Origin of the sequence: Actinoplanes sp. NPDC049598 (genome assembly GCF_040675435.1) — a bacterium.
GTDB lineage: Bacteria > Actinomycetota > Actinomycetes > Mycobacteriales > Micromonosporaceae > Actinoplanes.
This window is the reverse complement of record NZ_JBFAOX010000007.1, coordinates 308444-323608: the sequence shown is the minus strand read 5'-3', so window position 1 is coordinate 323608 and position 15165 is coordinate 308444. Positions and strand designations below refer to the sequence as shown.

Annotated in this window: 13 protein-coding genes; 3 read left to right on the top strand and 10 right to left on the bottom strand. The window is 72.0% G+C overall.

Features of this window, described 5'->3' with window-relative positions:
* Nucleotides 1-74: 74 nt before the first annotated feature.
* Together AB0J66_RS19045 and AB0J66_RS19040 are read left to right on the top strand one after the other, a co-directional pair.
* A complete protein-coding gene (locus tag AB0J66_RS19045) occupies nt 75-1262 on the top strand; it encodes a VWA domain-containing protein (protein ID WP_364661952.1) in 1188 nt (395 codons plus the stop codon).
* On the top strand, nt 1262-1963 hold the full coding sequence (locus AB0J66_RS19040; protein ID WP_364661949.1) for a peptidase: 702 nt from the start codon (nt 1262-1264) through the stop codon (nt 1961-1963). Before AB0J66_RS19045 ends, AB0J66_RS19040 begins: the two co-directional genes overlap by 1 nt.
* A 112-nt stretch (nt 1964-2075) precedes the next feature.
* Here the strand turns inward: AB0J66_RS19040 and AB0J66_RS19035 are convergent, their stop codons facing one another.
* Together AB0J66_RS19035 and AB0J66_RS19030 are read right to left on the bottom strand one after the other, a co-directional pair.
* The gene (locus AB0J66_RS19035; protein WP_364661947.1) at nt 2076-4328 is read right to left on the bottom strand and encodes a bifunctional diguanylate cyclase/phosphodiesterase; all 2253 of its coding nucleotides are present in this window, start codon (nt 4326-4328) and stop codon (nt 2076-2078) included.
* A gap of 143 nt (nt 4329-4471) precedes the next feature.
* Nucleotides 4472-5599 carry an FAD-dependent oxidoreductase gene (locus AB0J66_RS19030; protein ID WP_364661945.1) on the bottom strand — a complete coding sequence of 376 codons (1128 nt, stop codon included), beginning with the start codon at nt 5597-5599 and terminating at the stop codon, nt 4472-4474.
* Nucleotides 5600-5698: 99 nt separating this feature from the next.
* Here AB0J66_RS19030 and AB0J66_RS19025 point away from each other — a divergent pair, with 99 nt between their 5' ends.
* Nucleotides 5699-6280: a TetR/AcrR family transcriptional regulator gene (locus tag AB0J66_RS19025; RefSeq protein WP_364661943.1), complete on the top strand. Its 582-nt coding sequence runs from the start codon at nt 5699-5701 to the stop codon at nt 6278-6280.
* On the opposite strand, the gene AB0J66_RS19020 is transcribed toward AB0J66_RS19025, so the two are convergent.
* The 8 genes from AB0J66_RS19020 to AB0J66_RS18985 form a co-directional block, all read right to left on the bottom strand.
* A complete protein-coding gene (locus tag AB0J66_RS19020) occupies nt 6277-7863 on the bottom strand; it encodes a methyl-accepting chemotaxis protein (protein WP_364661941.1) in 1587 nt (528 codons plus the stop codon). The two genes, AB0J66_RS19025 and AB0J66_RS19020, sit on opposite strands and share 4 nt — an antisense overlap.
* Nucleotides 7864-8025: 162 nt before the next feature.
* Complete coding sequence (locus AB0J66_RS19015) at nt 8026-8673, bottom strand: peptidoglycan-binding domain-containing protein (protein WP_364661940.1); 648 nt, start codon at nt 8671-8673, stop codon at nt 8026-8028.
* Between the two features lies 1 nt (nt 8674).
* Nucleotides 8675-8818 (bottom strand): hypothetical protein, encoded by a 144-nt coding sequence (locus AB0J66_RS19010; RefSeq protein ID WP_364661937.1) that lies wholly within the window; start codon nt 8816-8818, stop codon nt 8675-8677.
* 216 nt (nt 8819-9034) lie between these two features.
* On the bottom strand, nt 9035-9472 hold the full coding sequence (locus AB0J66_RS19005) for a DUF2690 domain-containing protein (RefSeq protein ID WP_364661934.1): 438 nt from the start codon (nt 9470-9472) through the stop codon (nt 9035-9037).
* A gap of 99 nt (nt 9473-9571) precedes the next feature.
* Nucleotides 9572-11821, bottom strand: coding sequence for a tetratricopeptide repeat-containing protein (locus AB0J66_RS19000; RefSeq protein ID WP_364661931.1), 2250 nt, complete (start codon nt 11819-11821; stop codon nt 9572-9574).
* 96 nt (nt 11822-11917) lie between these two features.
* Nucleotides 11918-13996 (bottom strand): M1 family aminopeptidase, encoded by a 2079-nt coding sequence (locus AB0J66_RS18995; RefSeq protein ID WP_364661929.1) that lies wholly within the window; start codon nt 13994-13996, stop codon nt 11918-11920.
* A 272-nt stretch (nt 13997-14268) separates the two neighbouring features.
* Complete coding sequence (locus tag AB0J66_RS18990) at nt 14269-14964, bottom strand: ABC transporter permease (protein ID WP_364661926.1); 696 nt, start codon at nt 14962-14964, stop codon at nt 14269-14271.
* Between the two features lie 24 nt (nt 14965-14988).
* Nucleotides 14989-15138, bottom strand: a complete 150-nt coding sequence (locus tag AB0J66_RS18985) for a hypothetical protein (protein WP_364661924.1) — start codon at nt 15136-15138, stop codon at nt 14989-14991.
* Nucleotides 15139-15165: the final 27 nt, after the last annotated feature.

Here is a 15165-nt window from a genome sequence, read left to right as displayed (position 1 = left end):
GCCGCCCCCTGAACGCACCCCGGTTCCGGCACGCCTTATGATCTTGCCGCGTGATCCACAAAAGACTATCCATAATGGTATTAGTCGGTCTTGTCGTCGCGCTTCCGGCCGCCCCGGCCCGGGCCGACGAGACCGAGGCGCCCCAGGTGGAGCTGGTCCTCGACGTCAGCGGCTCCATGCGGGCCAAGGACATCGACGGCCAGACGAGGATCGCGGTCGCCAAGCGCGCCTTCGGCCAGGTCGTCGACGGGCTGCCGGAGACCACCGACCTCGGCATCCGGGTCCTGGGCGCCACCTACCCGGGCGACGACAAGAAGAAGGGCTGCCAGGACACCCAGCAGATCGTCCCGGTCGGCCCGGTTGACGCGGCCGCGGCCAAGGCGGCCATCGCCGCGCTCAAGCCCACCGGCTACACCCCGATCGGCCTGGCCTTGCGGGCGGCCGCCAAGGACCTCGGCACCGGCGAGGCGGCCCGGCGCATCGTGCTGATCACCGACGGCGAGGACACGTGCACGCCACCCGACCCGTGCACGGTCGCCCGCGAACTGGCCGCCCGGGGCACCAAGCTGGTGGTGGACACGCTCGGCCTCACCCCCGACGAGAAGACCCGCAAGCAGCTCGTCTGCATTTCCACGGCGACCGGCGGTACGTACGCCTCGGCGCAGAGCGAACAGGAGCTCACCGATCGGGTCCAGCAGCTCGTGGACCGCGCCGCCGTCCCGCCGCCGGTGACTCCCGCGACCGTGGCGGGGGCGCTCACCTGTGACAAGGCCCCGACGCTCTCCCCCGGCGTCTACACCGACCGGGAGCGGATCGGCGAACACCGCTACTACCGGGTGCCGGTGCGGGCCAGTGAGGAACTGCGGGTGTCGGTCAGTGTGGCCCTCGACCGGCCGGTCAACCGCGATTACGGCGTACTGCTCAAGGCATCGACCACCAACGGCCGCGAGCTGGTCCGGGGGTTGGACGCGGCGAGCGGGCGGGCCGACGTCATCTCGGCCGGCCTGCGCTGGTCCTCCCTGGAGGTGACGGACGTCTGCGTGATCGTCAGCAACTCGTTCGCCTCGGCCACCTCGGCCGGCGCCCCCGGCATGCCGCTCGAGCTCAGCATCGACACCGTCGCTGCCTCGACCGCCCCCGACGCCCCCGGCCTCGGCCGCGGCTGGCTGCTCCTGCTGGTCCTCGTCGTGGCCGGCCTGATCGCCGGCGTGCTGGCCGGCTGGCTGACCCGCTGGTGGGTCGCCACCTGGAGGGAGAACTGATGCACGTCCTGCTCGCCGCGCTGCTCGCGGCCTCCGGCAGCGCCGGAACCTCGTACCTGACCGCCACCCCGATCGACACCACCCACCCGGCCCAGGTCTCCGCGGTCACCGGCGACTACCTGTACTGGTCCTTCCCGGCCGAGGCAGGCCAGCAGCCGGCCCTGACGGCCAAGGTCACGCTCCCCGCGACCGCCGACCGGCACGGCGCCCAGGCCTGGACCATCGAGGTCTTCGACGGCCTCCGCCGCCGCCAGCCCTGCGTCGCCGGCGAGCAGAGCCCCCTGGCCGCGCCCGACGCCACCGAGCTCACGCTGGGCTGCCAGATCCGGCAGGTACGCTCCTGGGCCGAGCCCGCAGATCAAGATCCACTGCCCGGTACGTATTACGTGCGCCTGTCCTCCACCGAGATCCCCGAACAGGACCTGGGCCTGCCCCTCAAGGTCGACCTCACCCTGACCGCCGACAAGGGCGACACCGGCGGCGACCAGGGCACCCTGGCCGCCCCGCTGACCCCGATCAACCGCCCCGGCACGGTCAACCCGGAGCCCGCCCCCTCGGCCTCCGCCGCCCCCGAGTCGTCGGCGTCGTCCTTCCTGCCCGAGTTCTCCTCCCGCTGGGTCTGGACCACCACCGGCGGCGTCCTGGCCGCCGTCGCGGGCCTGGTCGGCTTCTCCTTCACGCGGCGACGCCGCCGCGCCTGACCCCCCGGCCGCCCGGGTCCTCACCCGGGCGGCCGGCCACGGCGTCGTAGTCCCGGCGCTGGCCCGCGAGTTTCTGGCCGCCGTGCCCCGCCTGGCGCCCGTTCCATAGAAGTCAGGCGATGGCCAGCGTGGGGGCGAACGTGGCCTCGATCTCGGCCGCGGTGACCGGGGCGCCGAACAGAAAGCCCTGGGCCAGGCGGTAACCCGCGTCGTACAGGCGCTGGGCCTGCTCCTCGGTCTCGACGCCCTCGGCCACCGCCTCCAGGTGCAGGCCGTTGGTGAAGCCGATCAGGTGCTCGACGATGACGGCGCCGGCCTCGCCGGCCGCGCGGCCGCTGACGAACGACTTGTCGACCTTGAGGACGTCGACCGGGCAGTCCAGCAGCAGGCTCAGCGACGACTGGCCGGTGCCGAAGTCGTCCAGGGCCACCCGCAGCCCGGCCGCGCGCAACCGGCGCACGGCGTCGAGCGGGGCGCCCGCGCCGAAGACCGCGGTCTCGGTCACCTCCAGGAGGAGGCGGGTGCGGTCCACCCCCGTACGGCTGATGATCTCCTCGACCTGCTCGGCGAAGCCGGGCTCGGCCAGCTGGCGCGCCGACACGTTGATGCTGACCTTGGCCGGGGCGTTGTCGCCGAAGCGGCGCTGCCAGTCGGCCGCCTGAAGGCAGGCCTGTTCGAGGACCCAGCGGCCGATCTCGATGATGCGGCCGTTGCGCTCGGCCAGCGGGATGAAGACGTCCGGCGAGACCAGGCCGCGCTCGGGGTGCCGCCAGCGCAGCAGCACCTCGACACCGGCCGGGCGGCCCAGCGGCAGCTCGACGATGGGCTGGTGGACGAGGAACAGCTCGTCGCGGTCGAGCGCCTGGAGCAGGTCGGCTCCCAGGCGCGCGCTCTCCTGCATGAGCTCGTCCATCGCCGGGTCGAACCAGTGCCGGCGGTCGCCGCCCTCGGCCTTGGCCGTGTACATGGCGACGTCGGCCCGGCGCAGCATCTCCTCCGGCGAGTCGCCGGGCCGGGCGGCGGTGACCCCGATGCTGGCCACGCTGCGTACCGGCCCGCCGTTGATCTGGGCCGGCTCGCGCAGCGAGACGAGCACGGCGTCCAGGATCTCCTCGACCGGGGCGGCGCCGGCGTGCGGCAGGACGAGGGTGAACTCGTCGCCGCCGAGACGCGCCACCAGGCCGTCGCCGGTGGCCTCGCGCAGCCGTTGGCTGACGATCATGAGGAGGGCGTCGCCGCTGTGGTGGCCGAGCCGGTCGTTGACGCTCTTGAAGTCGTCCATGTCGAGCAGGGCCACGTGGAACGGCACCTCGGCCGCGATCAGCCGCCCGACGCTCTCCTCGAAGTGCACGCGGTTGCCGGCCCCGGTCAGCGGGTCGTGCGTGGCCTGGTGCCGCAGCTGCTCCTGCAGCCGCCGGTTGTCGCGCAGCGCGACCAGCTGGCGGACCATCACGAGCACGGTCAGGACGACGGTGCTGACCCGCACGGCCGCGCTGTCCCCGGCCGCCGAGAGCAGCAGCGCGTCCATGGCGGCCACGGCGAAGTACGGCGTCACACTGTTGCGGCGGACCCGGCGCGGGCGCGGCGGCCGGCCGCCGCCGCGCAGCTGCCGGGTCGCGGCGAGCTGGATGCTCAGGGCGGCCAGCGGCACGGCGACCAGACTGGACGAGAGGTACGCATAGCCGATCAGGAACGGTGATGTGCCGCCGCAGATCGTGCCCAGCGCGGCCCCGCCGGCCAGGATGTGCAGCGCCTGCCGGTCGAGCCGGCCCGCGCCGGCGAAAGCGACCTTGATGAAGGTGAGCAGCGACACGAAACCGACCACCATGATGGCCAGCATGGGCCCGGCCGAACCGGTCTGCGACGTCCAGCCTTGGTGGTCGCGGATGAGGAACTGCCAGACGAAGGCGCCGCCGGCGGCGAGCACCACGCAGGTGTCGAGGCCGAACCGGATCCAGTCGCTGCGGGTGCGCTGCCACGACGGCAGCCGCAGCATCGCCCAGATGACCAGGCCCAGCACCGCCAGGTAGCAGACGAGGGTGACCGGGCCGACCCGCTGCGACGGCTCGGAGCCGCCGACCGCGTCGACCGTGTTGGCGATGGTGCCGGCCACGAAGAACACGCTGGCCAGGGCCAAGTGCCGCCAGAAGCGCCGGGTGCCGCCGTCCAGCGCCGGCGACCGGGCCGCGGTCCAGCAGGCGTACGCGGCCAGGCCGGCGCTCACCGGCAGCGGCAGCCAGCCCACCACCGGGTGGGCCCAGACGTGGCCGAGACCGGCGAGCAGGTAGGCGGCGTCGGCGAGCACGAGCAGGACGCCCACCGCCGCGAGCGCGTTCCGCTCGAGCCAGTTCTTTCCGTGGCGCATACCGTGGTGCCTCCGCTTCGCCCGCCGTGATGGCTCGACCGCACCCATCGGCGGCTGTTGACGAAAACGCAAGGTATTTCAAATTAGAAATGTTTACGGACTTCCTCGGCGCGCCGGCCGGCGAGGAGCCGGCTCGGGTGGCGTCAGGCGGGGCCGGCCAGGCCGGCCAGGCGGAGGGCCAGGCGGGTGCGGAAGGCCGGGAGGGCGGCCAGGGCCGACATCGCGGTGTTGCGGATCGGGCGGACGGGGCCGGGCACGGTGGCGAGCCGGGTCAGGCGGGACGCGAAGCGCACCACCTCCTGGGCGGCCGGGCGGCGCGTGGCCGCGTACCGGTCGAGGGCGGTCCCGGAGCCGTCGATGACGGCGTCGGCCAGGGCGAGGGCGTCGCGCAGCCCGAGGTTCATGCCCTGGCCACCGGCCGGGCTGTGCACGTGACCGGCGTCGCCCGCGAGCAGCACCGGGCCGGCCCGGAAGGTGCCGGCCACGCGATGGTGGACCCGGAACCGCGAGCCCCAGACCACCTCGGCCACGCGGGCCGGCTCGCGGGCGGGGCCGCGGTCGTCCATCAGAGCTTGGACGTACGGGATGTCCGGCTGCTCCGGGGCGTCGTCGACGGCGGCCACGAGGCGGACCGTTCCGTCGGGCAGCGGCGCCCAGACGAGCAGCCCGGCCCGGGAGAAATAGAGAACGACCTCGTCCCGCGGCGGCCCGCCGTCGACCTTCACGTCGGCCAGCGCGAACGACTCGCCGCCCGAGGTGGCGTCGCCGAACCCGATCCCGGCCAGGCGGCGGATGGTGCTCTGCATGCCGTCGGCGGCCACCACGAACCGGGCCGTGACCCGCTCGCCACCGGCGAAGGTGACGGTGGCGCCGTCAAGGCCGACCGCCTCGTAGCCGCGCCGGACCGTGCCGCCGGCGGCGGTCAGGCGGTCGTTCAGGACGGCCTCCGTCGTCGACTGCGGGACCATCAGGGCGTACGGATAAGGCGTGGGCAGGCCGCTGAAGTCGACCGGCACCAGCACCCGGTCACGGTCGCGGATGGTGAAGCGCGGCGCCGGGATGCCGGCCGCGATCAAGGGCTCGGCGGCGCCGATCCGGTCGAGGGCCTCCAACGTGCGGGCGTGCACGACGGCGGCCCGGCTGGTGTGGGCGGTGCTGGTCACCCGGTCGACGACGGTGACGTCGACGCCGTGGCTCGCGAGGGCGGTCGCGGTGGCCAGGCCCACGGGGCCGGCCCCGACGACCAGGACGTCAGTGGTTGCGGGAAGCATGGAAGTCACCTGCCAACATCTGTTTGCCAACGTGTGTTGGCAGAACCGTAACCCCACCCGCGAGCAGAAGTCAACGGGCGTTGGCCTACAGTTGTTGGCATGAACGACGACCGACCACGGCGCTCCGACGGCACCCGGGCCGCGATCCTGCGCGCGGCCCGCGAGCGCTTCGCCGCCGACGGCTACGAGCGGGCCACCATCCGGGCCATCGCGGCCGACGCGGCCATCGACCCGTCGATGGTGATGCGCTACTACGGCAACAAGGAACGGCTGTTCGCGGCCGCCGCCGAGTTCGACCTGCGCCTGCCCGACCTGTCGGCCACCCCCGCCGGCCAGGCCGCGGCCGTCCTGGTCGGGCACTTCCTGGAGCGCTGGGAGGGCGACGAGACCCTCATGGCCCTGCTCCGGGCCGGCGTGACCAACCCGGCCGCCGCCGAGCGCATGCGCGAGATCTTCGCCGCCCAGCTGATGCCGGTCGCCGAGCGCCTCTCCCCCGACCAGCCCCAGACCCGGGCCGGCCTGGTCGCCTCGCAGATCCTGGGCCTGGCCCTGTGCCGTTACGTGCTGAAGCTGCCCCCGATGGCCGCCCTCGACCGGGCCGAGCTCATCGCCTGGGTCAACCCGGCCGTCGAGCACTACCTGCTCGGAACTCCCGTCGGCGGTGGGCCGCGGGGATCCTAATACCGGAAGCGGGCGAGGTTGGTCTGCAGGGCGCCGGCCACGCGGGCCAGGTCGGCTGAGGTCTGCTCGGTGTTGGCGGCGGCGTTGGTGGTCTCCGCCGCCGCCTGGGCCACGCCGCTGACGTTGGCGCTGATCTCGGCCGAGCCGGTGGCCACCTCGGCCACGTTGCGGCTCATCTCGGCCGTGGTCGCGGTCTGCTCCTCGACGGCGGCCGCGATCGCGGTCTGGGTGTCGTTGATCTGCTGGATGACCTCGCTGATGGCGTTGATCGCGATGAGCGCCGCCTCCGAGTCGGCCTGGATGGCCGAGACCCGGGTCGAGATGTCCTCGGTGGCCCGGGCCGTCTCCTGGGCCAGGTCCTTGACCTCGGAGGCGACCACGGCGAAGCCCTTGCCCTGCTCGCCGGCCCGGGCCGCCTCGATGGTGGCGTTGAGTGCGAGCAGGTTGGTCTGCTCGGCGATGCTGGTGATCAGCTTGACCACGTCGTCGATCTCGGCCGAGGAGGTGCCGAGCTTGTCGAGGATCTCGCGGGCGTCGGCGGTGGTGGTGACCGCGCCGGCCGCCACCGCGGCCGCGCTCGACGTCGAGCGGGCGATCTCGGCGATCGAGGCGCCGATCTCCTCCGAGCCGGCCGCGATGGTCGAGATGTTGACGCTGATCTGTTCGGAGGCGGAGGACGCGCCCTGGGCCTGGGCGGCCGAGAGCCGGGCCGAGTCGTTGACCGACGTGGCCACGGCCGACAGCTCCTCGGAGGACGAGGCGAGCGTCTCGACGTTGACCCCGATCTCGCGCATGGCGGTGGTCAGCCGTTCCAGCGCCGCGTTGAGCGACTGGCCCATCTGGCCCATCTCGTCCTTGCTGCGGACCTCCAGGCGCTGATCCAGCACGCCCTGGGCCAGCTCGGCCAGCACCGCCACGGTGCGCCGGGCCGGGCCCGCGATGGCCCGGCTGACCACGAAGACGATCAGCCCGGAGAGCAGGACGGCGGCGATGATCAACCCGATGATGAAGATCTCGGCCGACTTGCCGGCGTCCTGGGAGTCGGCCAGCGACCGGGCGGCGAACGTGGACTCGAGCTCGTCCAGTTCGTCGAGCGCGGTCACCATGGCCGCGATCGCGGTGTCGGCGCCCTCGCCCCGGGCCTTCAGGAACCCGGCGTTGTCGCTCGCCAGCGCACTGGGGATCAGCTTCTCGTCACGGACCTGGCGGTAGGTCGCGAGGGCCTCGGTGAAGGCCTTCACCTGCGCCTCGCGGCCCTCGACGCCGGTGGCCTGATACGCCGCCCACTGCTTGTCGAGGTCGGCGTCGTACTGCTCCATCTGCGCCCGGGCCTTCGCCTTGGCCTCGGCGGTGCCGGAGATGAGCATGTTGACCACGCTGAACCGGATGAACGCCGTGTCGGCCTTGACGCTCCCGACGTCGGCGATGGCGATCAGATTGCTTTGATACATGTCCTCGGTGCGGTCGTTCGTCTCCCGGAGACGCATGATGCCGACAACGCCCACCACGACCGCCAGCGCACATACCACGCTGAAGCTGACGACGAGCTTGGACGCGACACGAAGGTTCTGAAACCAGGACATCACGTCTTCCACTTCGACCGTCGAGACGTTCCGCTGAGGCGCACGGCAATGGTCAGACCGGCCCGACTTCCATCCGTTCGCCACCGACGCCGCGTACCGCAGCCGGCCGGGCGATCGCCGTTCCGGCCTGAAGACCCGGGCGTTCCCACCCCGGCTTGTGGGCTAAGCGACGGCGTTCAGTGCCTGCCACGTGGCCTGGCCGACCTTGCCGTCGGCGTTGAGGCGGAGGGCGCGCTGGAACGCGCGTACGGCCTCCTCGGTCTTCTGCCCGAAGGTGCCGTCGGTCTCGGTGAGGGCCGGGCCGTGGCGGGCCATGTTGAGGCGTCCCTTGATCCACCTGATGTGGCCGGCTGCGGTGCTGCCGCGGGCGACGACGTAGCCGGGGTAGGGGCGGTCCGGGAAACGTTGCCCCAGGCCGGCCCGGAAGCCCAGGCCCGCGTACGTCTTCAGCCACGTCGAGGTGTCGAACAGGCGGCGGGGCGGCCGGCCCTTGGCCGCGCAGATGATGCCGGAGGCGTAACCGCTGCAGTCGCCGCCGCGGCGCGCCGAGGGGACGCCGAAGATGATGTACGGCTGGCCGACGCAGCTGTCCGCGTACCGTTTGGCCGCGGCGCCCTCGGCGTCGGAGAGCACGATGTGGAACTGGTGCCGGAAGAGACGGTTGCCGGCGCCCCGGGCCGTCGAGCCCCGGAGGCAGCCGCGGCCGCCCCGCGACTCGTAGTTGATCCCGCCGAGCGTGCACGCCATGTGCCCGTACCGAGAGCCGAGCTCGGACGCGGTGCTCACGCCGACCTGCAGGAGCTTCGCCATGTCAGTCCACCTCCGGCTCGTCGGCCGGGGCGCTGGCGAAGAACTCTTCCTCTTCCTCCGAGTACGTTGTCTCGTCGGGGGCGGCCTCGGTGCCCTCGGGTTCGACGTCCTCGCCGTCGAACGGGGTGACCTCCTGGTCGGACATCGGTGACTCCTCTTGTCGTTGCTCCCTTTCAGGCGCACAACGATCAAGATCGTTCTGCCGAAGGGCCGACGATCAGATCCACCCGTACGAGGGCGTGCAGTCCTCACCATGCGGTGAAGCTGTTCGGTCGAGGGCGCGTGATCCGCTCTGGCCTGAGCGCCGAAAAGGAGTCCGGGCCGGTCGCCGCCACGACCAGCCCGGACGGTCTCGGTGCGATCAGGTGTAGCAGCGGTAGAAATTCCACGTGTACTTCGCGCCGTAGCGGTACACCTGGGTGCCGAAGCAGGTCTTGATGCCCGGTCGGTCGTCCACCATCGGGGACGGCACGAAGCCCGTGTTGACCCGGCCGATGACCTCCTGGGAGGTTCCCGGCTCGTTCCAGATCCAGCTGGTCGTGCCGTTGTAGGCCGAGAACGGCACCGCGGTCAGCAGCCAGGCCGAGCCGCACGCGTTCGAGTGCCAAACCTCCACGTACGCCGCCACGTCGCCGTTCGTCCCCCAGGCCTGACGCGCGTCGATCCGGCGCTGGTCGCCCAGGCAACCGGACGCGCCCGGCGCCCTCCCGGTGCAGGTCGGGCCGTAGCACCCCGCCGCCGCGGCCGGCTCGGTCGTGGCGACAGCGAGGCCCCCGGCCATCGCCACGAAAGCGGTCATTGCCGTGACAGCTTTCCTGAGTCGAGTCATCCCGATCCTCCTCGTTCCGGCTCGGCCGGCGGCGGGGCTGAGGACCAGAGTGGGCGGTGGCGGGGTTGTTCAGGCCGACCGGCGTTTTATCGACGCCAGCATCTCACCGGCCCGCACCGTGTCCGGATGGTCTGGCCCGAGCAAGCGCTTACGGGCCTCTCGGATCGTGCGGAACAGCTTCGCCGCTTCAGTCCGGCGACCCGACGCCACGTACGTCTCAGCCAGGTTGTACATCGAGTGCAGGGTGTCCGGGTGTTCCCGGCCCAGCACTTCCTTGCGCAGGACGAGCGTTGACTCGTGCAGTTCGATGGCCTCATCGTGCCGGCCGAGCGCCCGCAGACCGCCCGCGAGGTTGTTGCGGGACTGGAGGGTGTCCGGGTGCAGATCACCGACGGTGCGGCGCCGGGCGTCGAGGGTGGCCTCGTAAAGCCGGATCGCCTCCTCGTGCCGGCCGACCGCCCGGTAGCAACCGGCCAGGTTGTTCCGCGACTGCAGGGTGTCCGGATGATCGGGGCCGAACACTCGCTCCCGTGCCTCGAGAGTGGCCTCGCTCAGGGCGATCGCCTCCTCGTGCCGGCCCAGCTCGCGGTAACCGACCGCGATGTTGCTGGCGTTGGCCAGGGTGTCCGGGTGTTCGCGACCCAGTACCCGGCGGCGCGCCGACAACGTCGCCTCACCGATCTCCAGGCATTCGGCGTACCGCCCGGTCGACCAGTAGGCGCCGCCCAGGCAGTACCGGGAGGTCAGCGTATCGGGATGGTCGGGGCCGAGAAGCTCACGCCGGGTAGCTGAGGCTTGTTCGAGCAGGCTGACGGCGGTGCCGTACCGGCCTTGACCACGGTGGTAAACCGCGCAGGCGGTGAACAACCCGGCCGCGGCGAGCTGAAGTTCCGGGTTCGCACGCAACAGCTCGACGCCGGCCAGGTGACCGGCGAGCGCCTCGACGTGTGGTGCCAGGCGCGCCCATCGCGGCCAGGAAACGAGATCGGTCTCCGGGTTGCCGCCCGGCGCGAGTGACCCGACGGCTCGCACCGCGGCGAGCGCAGGTGTGGCGCTGTCGTGCTCTGCCCTGGCCATGGTCTGTACCAGCCGGTGGACGGAAATGCCCGCCTCACTGAGATTCACCATGTGGTACGACGCGAGCAGGGCGACCGCGTCCTCGATGTCCAGCGCGTCACCGCCGGAGGCGCCCAGCAGATCGAGGTCGATGGCGTCCGGCGCCAGATACGCGATCAGGTCCAGTAGCCGACCGGCATCGGGGTTCTGGCTGGTCAACGCGGCCACGGTGACCTGCCAGGTCCGGGCGACCGGATGCCCGTCGCGAACGGAGGCCGGCGCGCCGAGGATCCGCAGGGGCTGTCGGGCCAGCCGCCGGCGATAGTCCAGGACCGAGATGTTCGGCCGTTCGCGCAGGTAAGCCGCCGCCTGGCGGAGCGCCAGCGGGAGATCACCCACGTCGGCCGCCAGCTCGGCCGCCGCGACGGGCTCGCCACGGCGGCCGGACCATTGCCGTAGCAGGTCGAGACTGGCCGGCCGGGTCAACGGTCCGAGATGCAGCGTCGCCAGGCCGAGCTCGGCCCAGCTGAGGTCTCGGCGGGTGGTGACCAGCAACCGCCCGTTGACCGCGGTGGCGGCCAGCGGCCGCACCACCCCGAGGTCGGCCACGTTGTCGAGCACGACCAGCCAGTCGTCGTGCGAGGCCAGCCACTGGCGGGCCCAGGCCGTGGCGTCGGCCGTCCCGGCCGCCGCCGGCCAGCCCGGGTTCAGGGCGCGGGTCAGGCCGGCCAGCGCCGCAGCGACATTGTCCTCGCTGTCAGCGGTTATCCACCAGGTCAGGGCGAAGCTCCGGCGGTACGCGAACTGGACGGCCAGCTCGGTCTTGCCGACCCCGCCAAGCCCGTGCACGGCGACACCTTTGTGCGTTTCCAGACCGACGGTCAGAGCCGCCAGGGAGTCGTCGCGGCCGACGAAGGACGGCACCGGCGGCTGAGGCAGATTGGTCAGCCCGGCCACGTGCCCGACCTGGGTGGCCGGCTCGGGCAGGGCCGTCCGGGCCCTCAGATCGCGAAGGTGCTCCCATGCGGCCAGGAACTCGTCCGGCCGGCCGCCGCAGACTGCCACATACGCTGTCACCGTCTGCCAGGTCGGCAGTTCTTCGCCTCGGGCCGCGCCGGACAGCGCCGCGACGGACCGACCGGCAGCCCGGCTCATCGCCTGGTATGTCGGACGGCCCGCCTCGGTTCGCAGCCGCCGGAGACGATCCGCGAAGGCGTGCAACGGATCGTGCTCCGGGTCGAGTGGCACTTCGGGACGGCCCACCCTTCGATGATGCGGGTTCGTCGCCGCCGACGCAGGCCCCTGACCGCGCAGTTGCTCCCGGAGACGCACCCGGTGAGTACGCCCGGCGTATGGGCGTCAACGCCGGTCCGTCCTGACCGACGGCTGGGTGGCCGACTTGGCCGACAACGCCGCGGTCAGGGCCGGCTTGGACGGGGTGTAGAGCCACGCGGTGAACAGGTCGTCCACCTGCCGGCCGGAGAGGCGCTCGGCCAGCGCCACGAACTGGGCCGTGGTGACGTTGCCGCCGGCGTGGGTGGTGGCCCAGGTCTTGAGCAGGCGGAAGAACGTGGCGTCGCCGATGCGCAGGCGCAGGGCGTGCAGGGTCATGGCGCCCCGGTCGTAGACGGCCCCGTCGAACAGGTTGTCCGGACCGGGGTCGCCGATGCGCAGCGTCCAGAACGACGATTCGGCCGCGATGCTGTAGGTGTCGTCGAAGATCTGCTGGGCGGTGGCGCGACCCTCGCGTTCGCTCCACAGCCACTCGGCGTACGTGGCGAAGCCCTCGTTGAGCCAGATCTCGCGCCAGTTGGCCACGGCCAGGCTGTCGCCGTACCACTGGTGGGCCAGCTCGTGCACGACCACGTTGTCGGAGCGGGGGCCGTCGGTGAAGAACTCACGGCCGTAGATCGGGCGGGTCTGGTTCTCCAGGGCGAAGCCCAGGCCGGCCACGTCGTCGACGATGCCGCCGGCCGAGGTGAACGGGTACGGGCCGAACAGGGACGACTCGAATTTCAGGATCTCGGGCTGACGGGCGAAGGAGCGGGCCACCCACTCGCCGGTCGTGGCCGGCTCGTCGGCGACCGTGCCGACGGACCACTGGCTCGGGTTCGGCTCGCTGCCGGGCGGCGGGCCACCGGGCGCCCACCCGTCGAGAGTGTTGCCGTCGGGCTCGAACGACGTGGTGCCCGGCCCGGTCGAGACCACGATGTCGTCGATGAAGACACCGGGCGGGCTGTACGACGGGTCGTTCGCGTACGACAGCGAAAGCTCGACACGCTTGCCGGCGTACGCCGACAGGTCGACCGACCATTGCTCATAGCCGTCACTGACCCCGGTGGCCGCGTTCCAGGCGCCGGTCGTGCCGGACGGGGTGCAGGCGTCGTCGGTCGCGGTCACGTAGTGCAGCAGGAACGGGTGCACGTCGGGCGCGTAGGCGCACAGGGCGCCGGTCTCCCGCGTGGTGTGGCCGTTCGCATCCGGCAGCGTGGTCCAGTAGCCGGCGCCGGCCGTGCGCGCCTCCACGAAGAAGAAGTCCCAATCAGACTCCGTCTCACGGCTCACCCAGAACGACATCTTCCCGCCACCCGCCGGCACATCGACAGAGCGGGAGAGGCGCTTGTACGCCGGTTCGCCCGTCCCGCTGATCGCCAGCTGCCGCCCGCTGTGGGCCGGCGGGCGCACGAACAGGTCAGGATCGATGGCGTCGAAGAAGCGCAGACCATTCTTGACGTACGAGTTCATGCGGAACTCGCCGACGGTGGCAGTGGCCAGATAGGACGCCATCGGGGCCCGCTGATTCCACAGCCACGTGGTCCACGGACCCTTGGTGGTGTGGCTGAGCAGGTCGCCGTTGGAGACCGCCTCCAGCCCCTTGGGCACGGTGACGCGTACGGTGTAGGAGGCCTTGTCCCGCGGATGGTCGTTGACCGGGAACAAGGTCGACGCGGAGAACGGCTGCCCGACGATCACCATGCCGTCGTCGGTGTGGAAGACCCCGCCGTCACCGAGACTCTCGTTGGCGATCAGCCCCGGCACACCGTCGTAGCGCGCGACCACGGCGAAGGTCCGCCCCTTCCGCAGGCCGCGAGCCGGAGTGACGGTGAGCTCGTCACCGCTGCGGCTCCACTGCGCTGTGCGACCGTCAACGGTCACGGAGCGAACGGACAGCCCGTGGAAGTCGAGGTTGAACTTCGACAGGTCCTCGGTCGCCCTCGCGGTGATGCCGGCGGTGCCCACCAAGAGGTCGTCGGCCGGGGTGTAGCGCAGGTCGAGCCCGTAGTGCCGGACGTCGTAGCCCCCGTTGCCGGCCAGCGGGAAGTACGGATCGCCGATCCCCGGGGCGCCGGGCTTGTACGCGGTTCGCGCGCTTGCCGGCGTTCCATACGCCAGCAACGCGAGCACCGCAACGACAGCGAGCGCGACCCTGCGAAACATCCGGACCTCCCGGCGAGAAACGGCTCAGCTCCGATCACGCTATGCCGCCCCCGCACACGCCCCATCCGCCAAACGGCCATCGGCAAGCGCCGATCCATCACCTCCCCCAGCCCAAATCGGGCGTGCGGTCACACGCCGCGGCGGTGTGGGAGCAGGGTGCCCGGGGGCGTCCGCGCCTACGCGTCGCGGCGGTTCAAACGCAGGGGCGCCCAGGGCATGCGCGCCTACGCATCGCGGCCGTGCAAGAACAGGGACGCCCAAGGCGTGCACGGCTACGCATCGCGGCCGCGCAAGAGCAGGGCGCCGAGGGACAGTGCGGCTGCTGTCCAGGCGGCCACGACGGCCAGGGCTGCCCACGGGCCCAGCGGCAGCGTGTCGTTCTCGACCGTGGTGGCGAGGGCCTGCACGGCTGTGGCCGGGGTCAGACGGTAGAGCCACCGAGACCAATCCGGGTCGGGCAGCATCCACAGCAGCATCGGCGTCAGGTAGAGCAGACCCAGCACGACACCGATGGCCGCCGCGGAGCTGCGGACGGCCGCGGCCACCCCCAGCCCGAGCAGACCGATCAGGATCAGGTGCAGGACCGACTCGGCGGCGGCCCGCCACAGCCCCGCGCTCCACGGCAGGCCGATCACCGCCACCCCCACACCGAGCACCGCGGCCGGCGCGACTCCCGCCGTGAGCAGCGCAGCCTTGGCGACGAGCACGTCCAGGCGGCGCGGGACAGCAAGCAGTGTGGCCCGGATCAGCCCAGTCCCGTACTCCCCGGCCAGGATCTGCACCCCGGCCGCCGCCACCGCCGCCTGACCGAGACGGACCCCCAGCAGCCGCAGCTGCACCGGATCGACCACGTCCCGGCCGAGCGCCACCCCGCCGGCAACGAGCAGCACCGCGAGCCCCAACGGCACAGCGAGGCCGATCCACCCGGTGCGCAACTTCGCCCTCTCCGCGATCCATGCCGCCCTCACGTCGTCCTCCCCCAAAGCCGCGGGTTATCCGCCACACGCCCGCGCGAACTGATCGCTGCCCTCGCGCCACGCTCCGGCGAGGTGGGCGAGGTGGGCGAGGTGGGCGAGGTGGGCGAGGTGGGCGAGGTGGGCGAGGTGGGCGAGGTGGGCGAGGTGGGCGAGGACGGCCCCCACGAGGTCGGCGGGGCCGGCGTCAGCGCG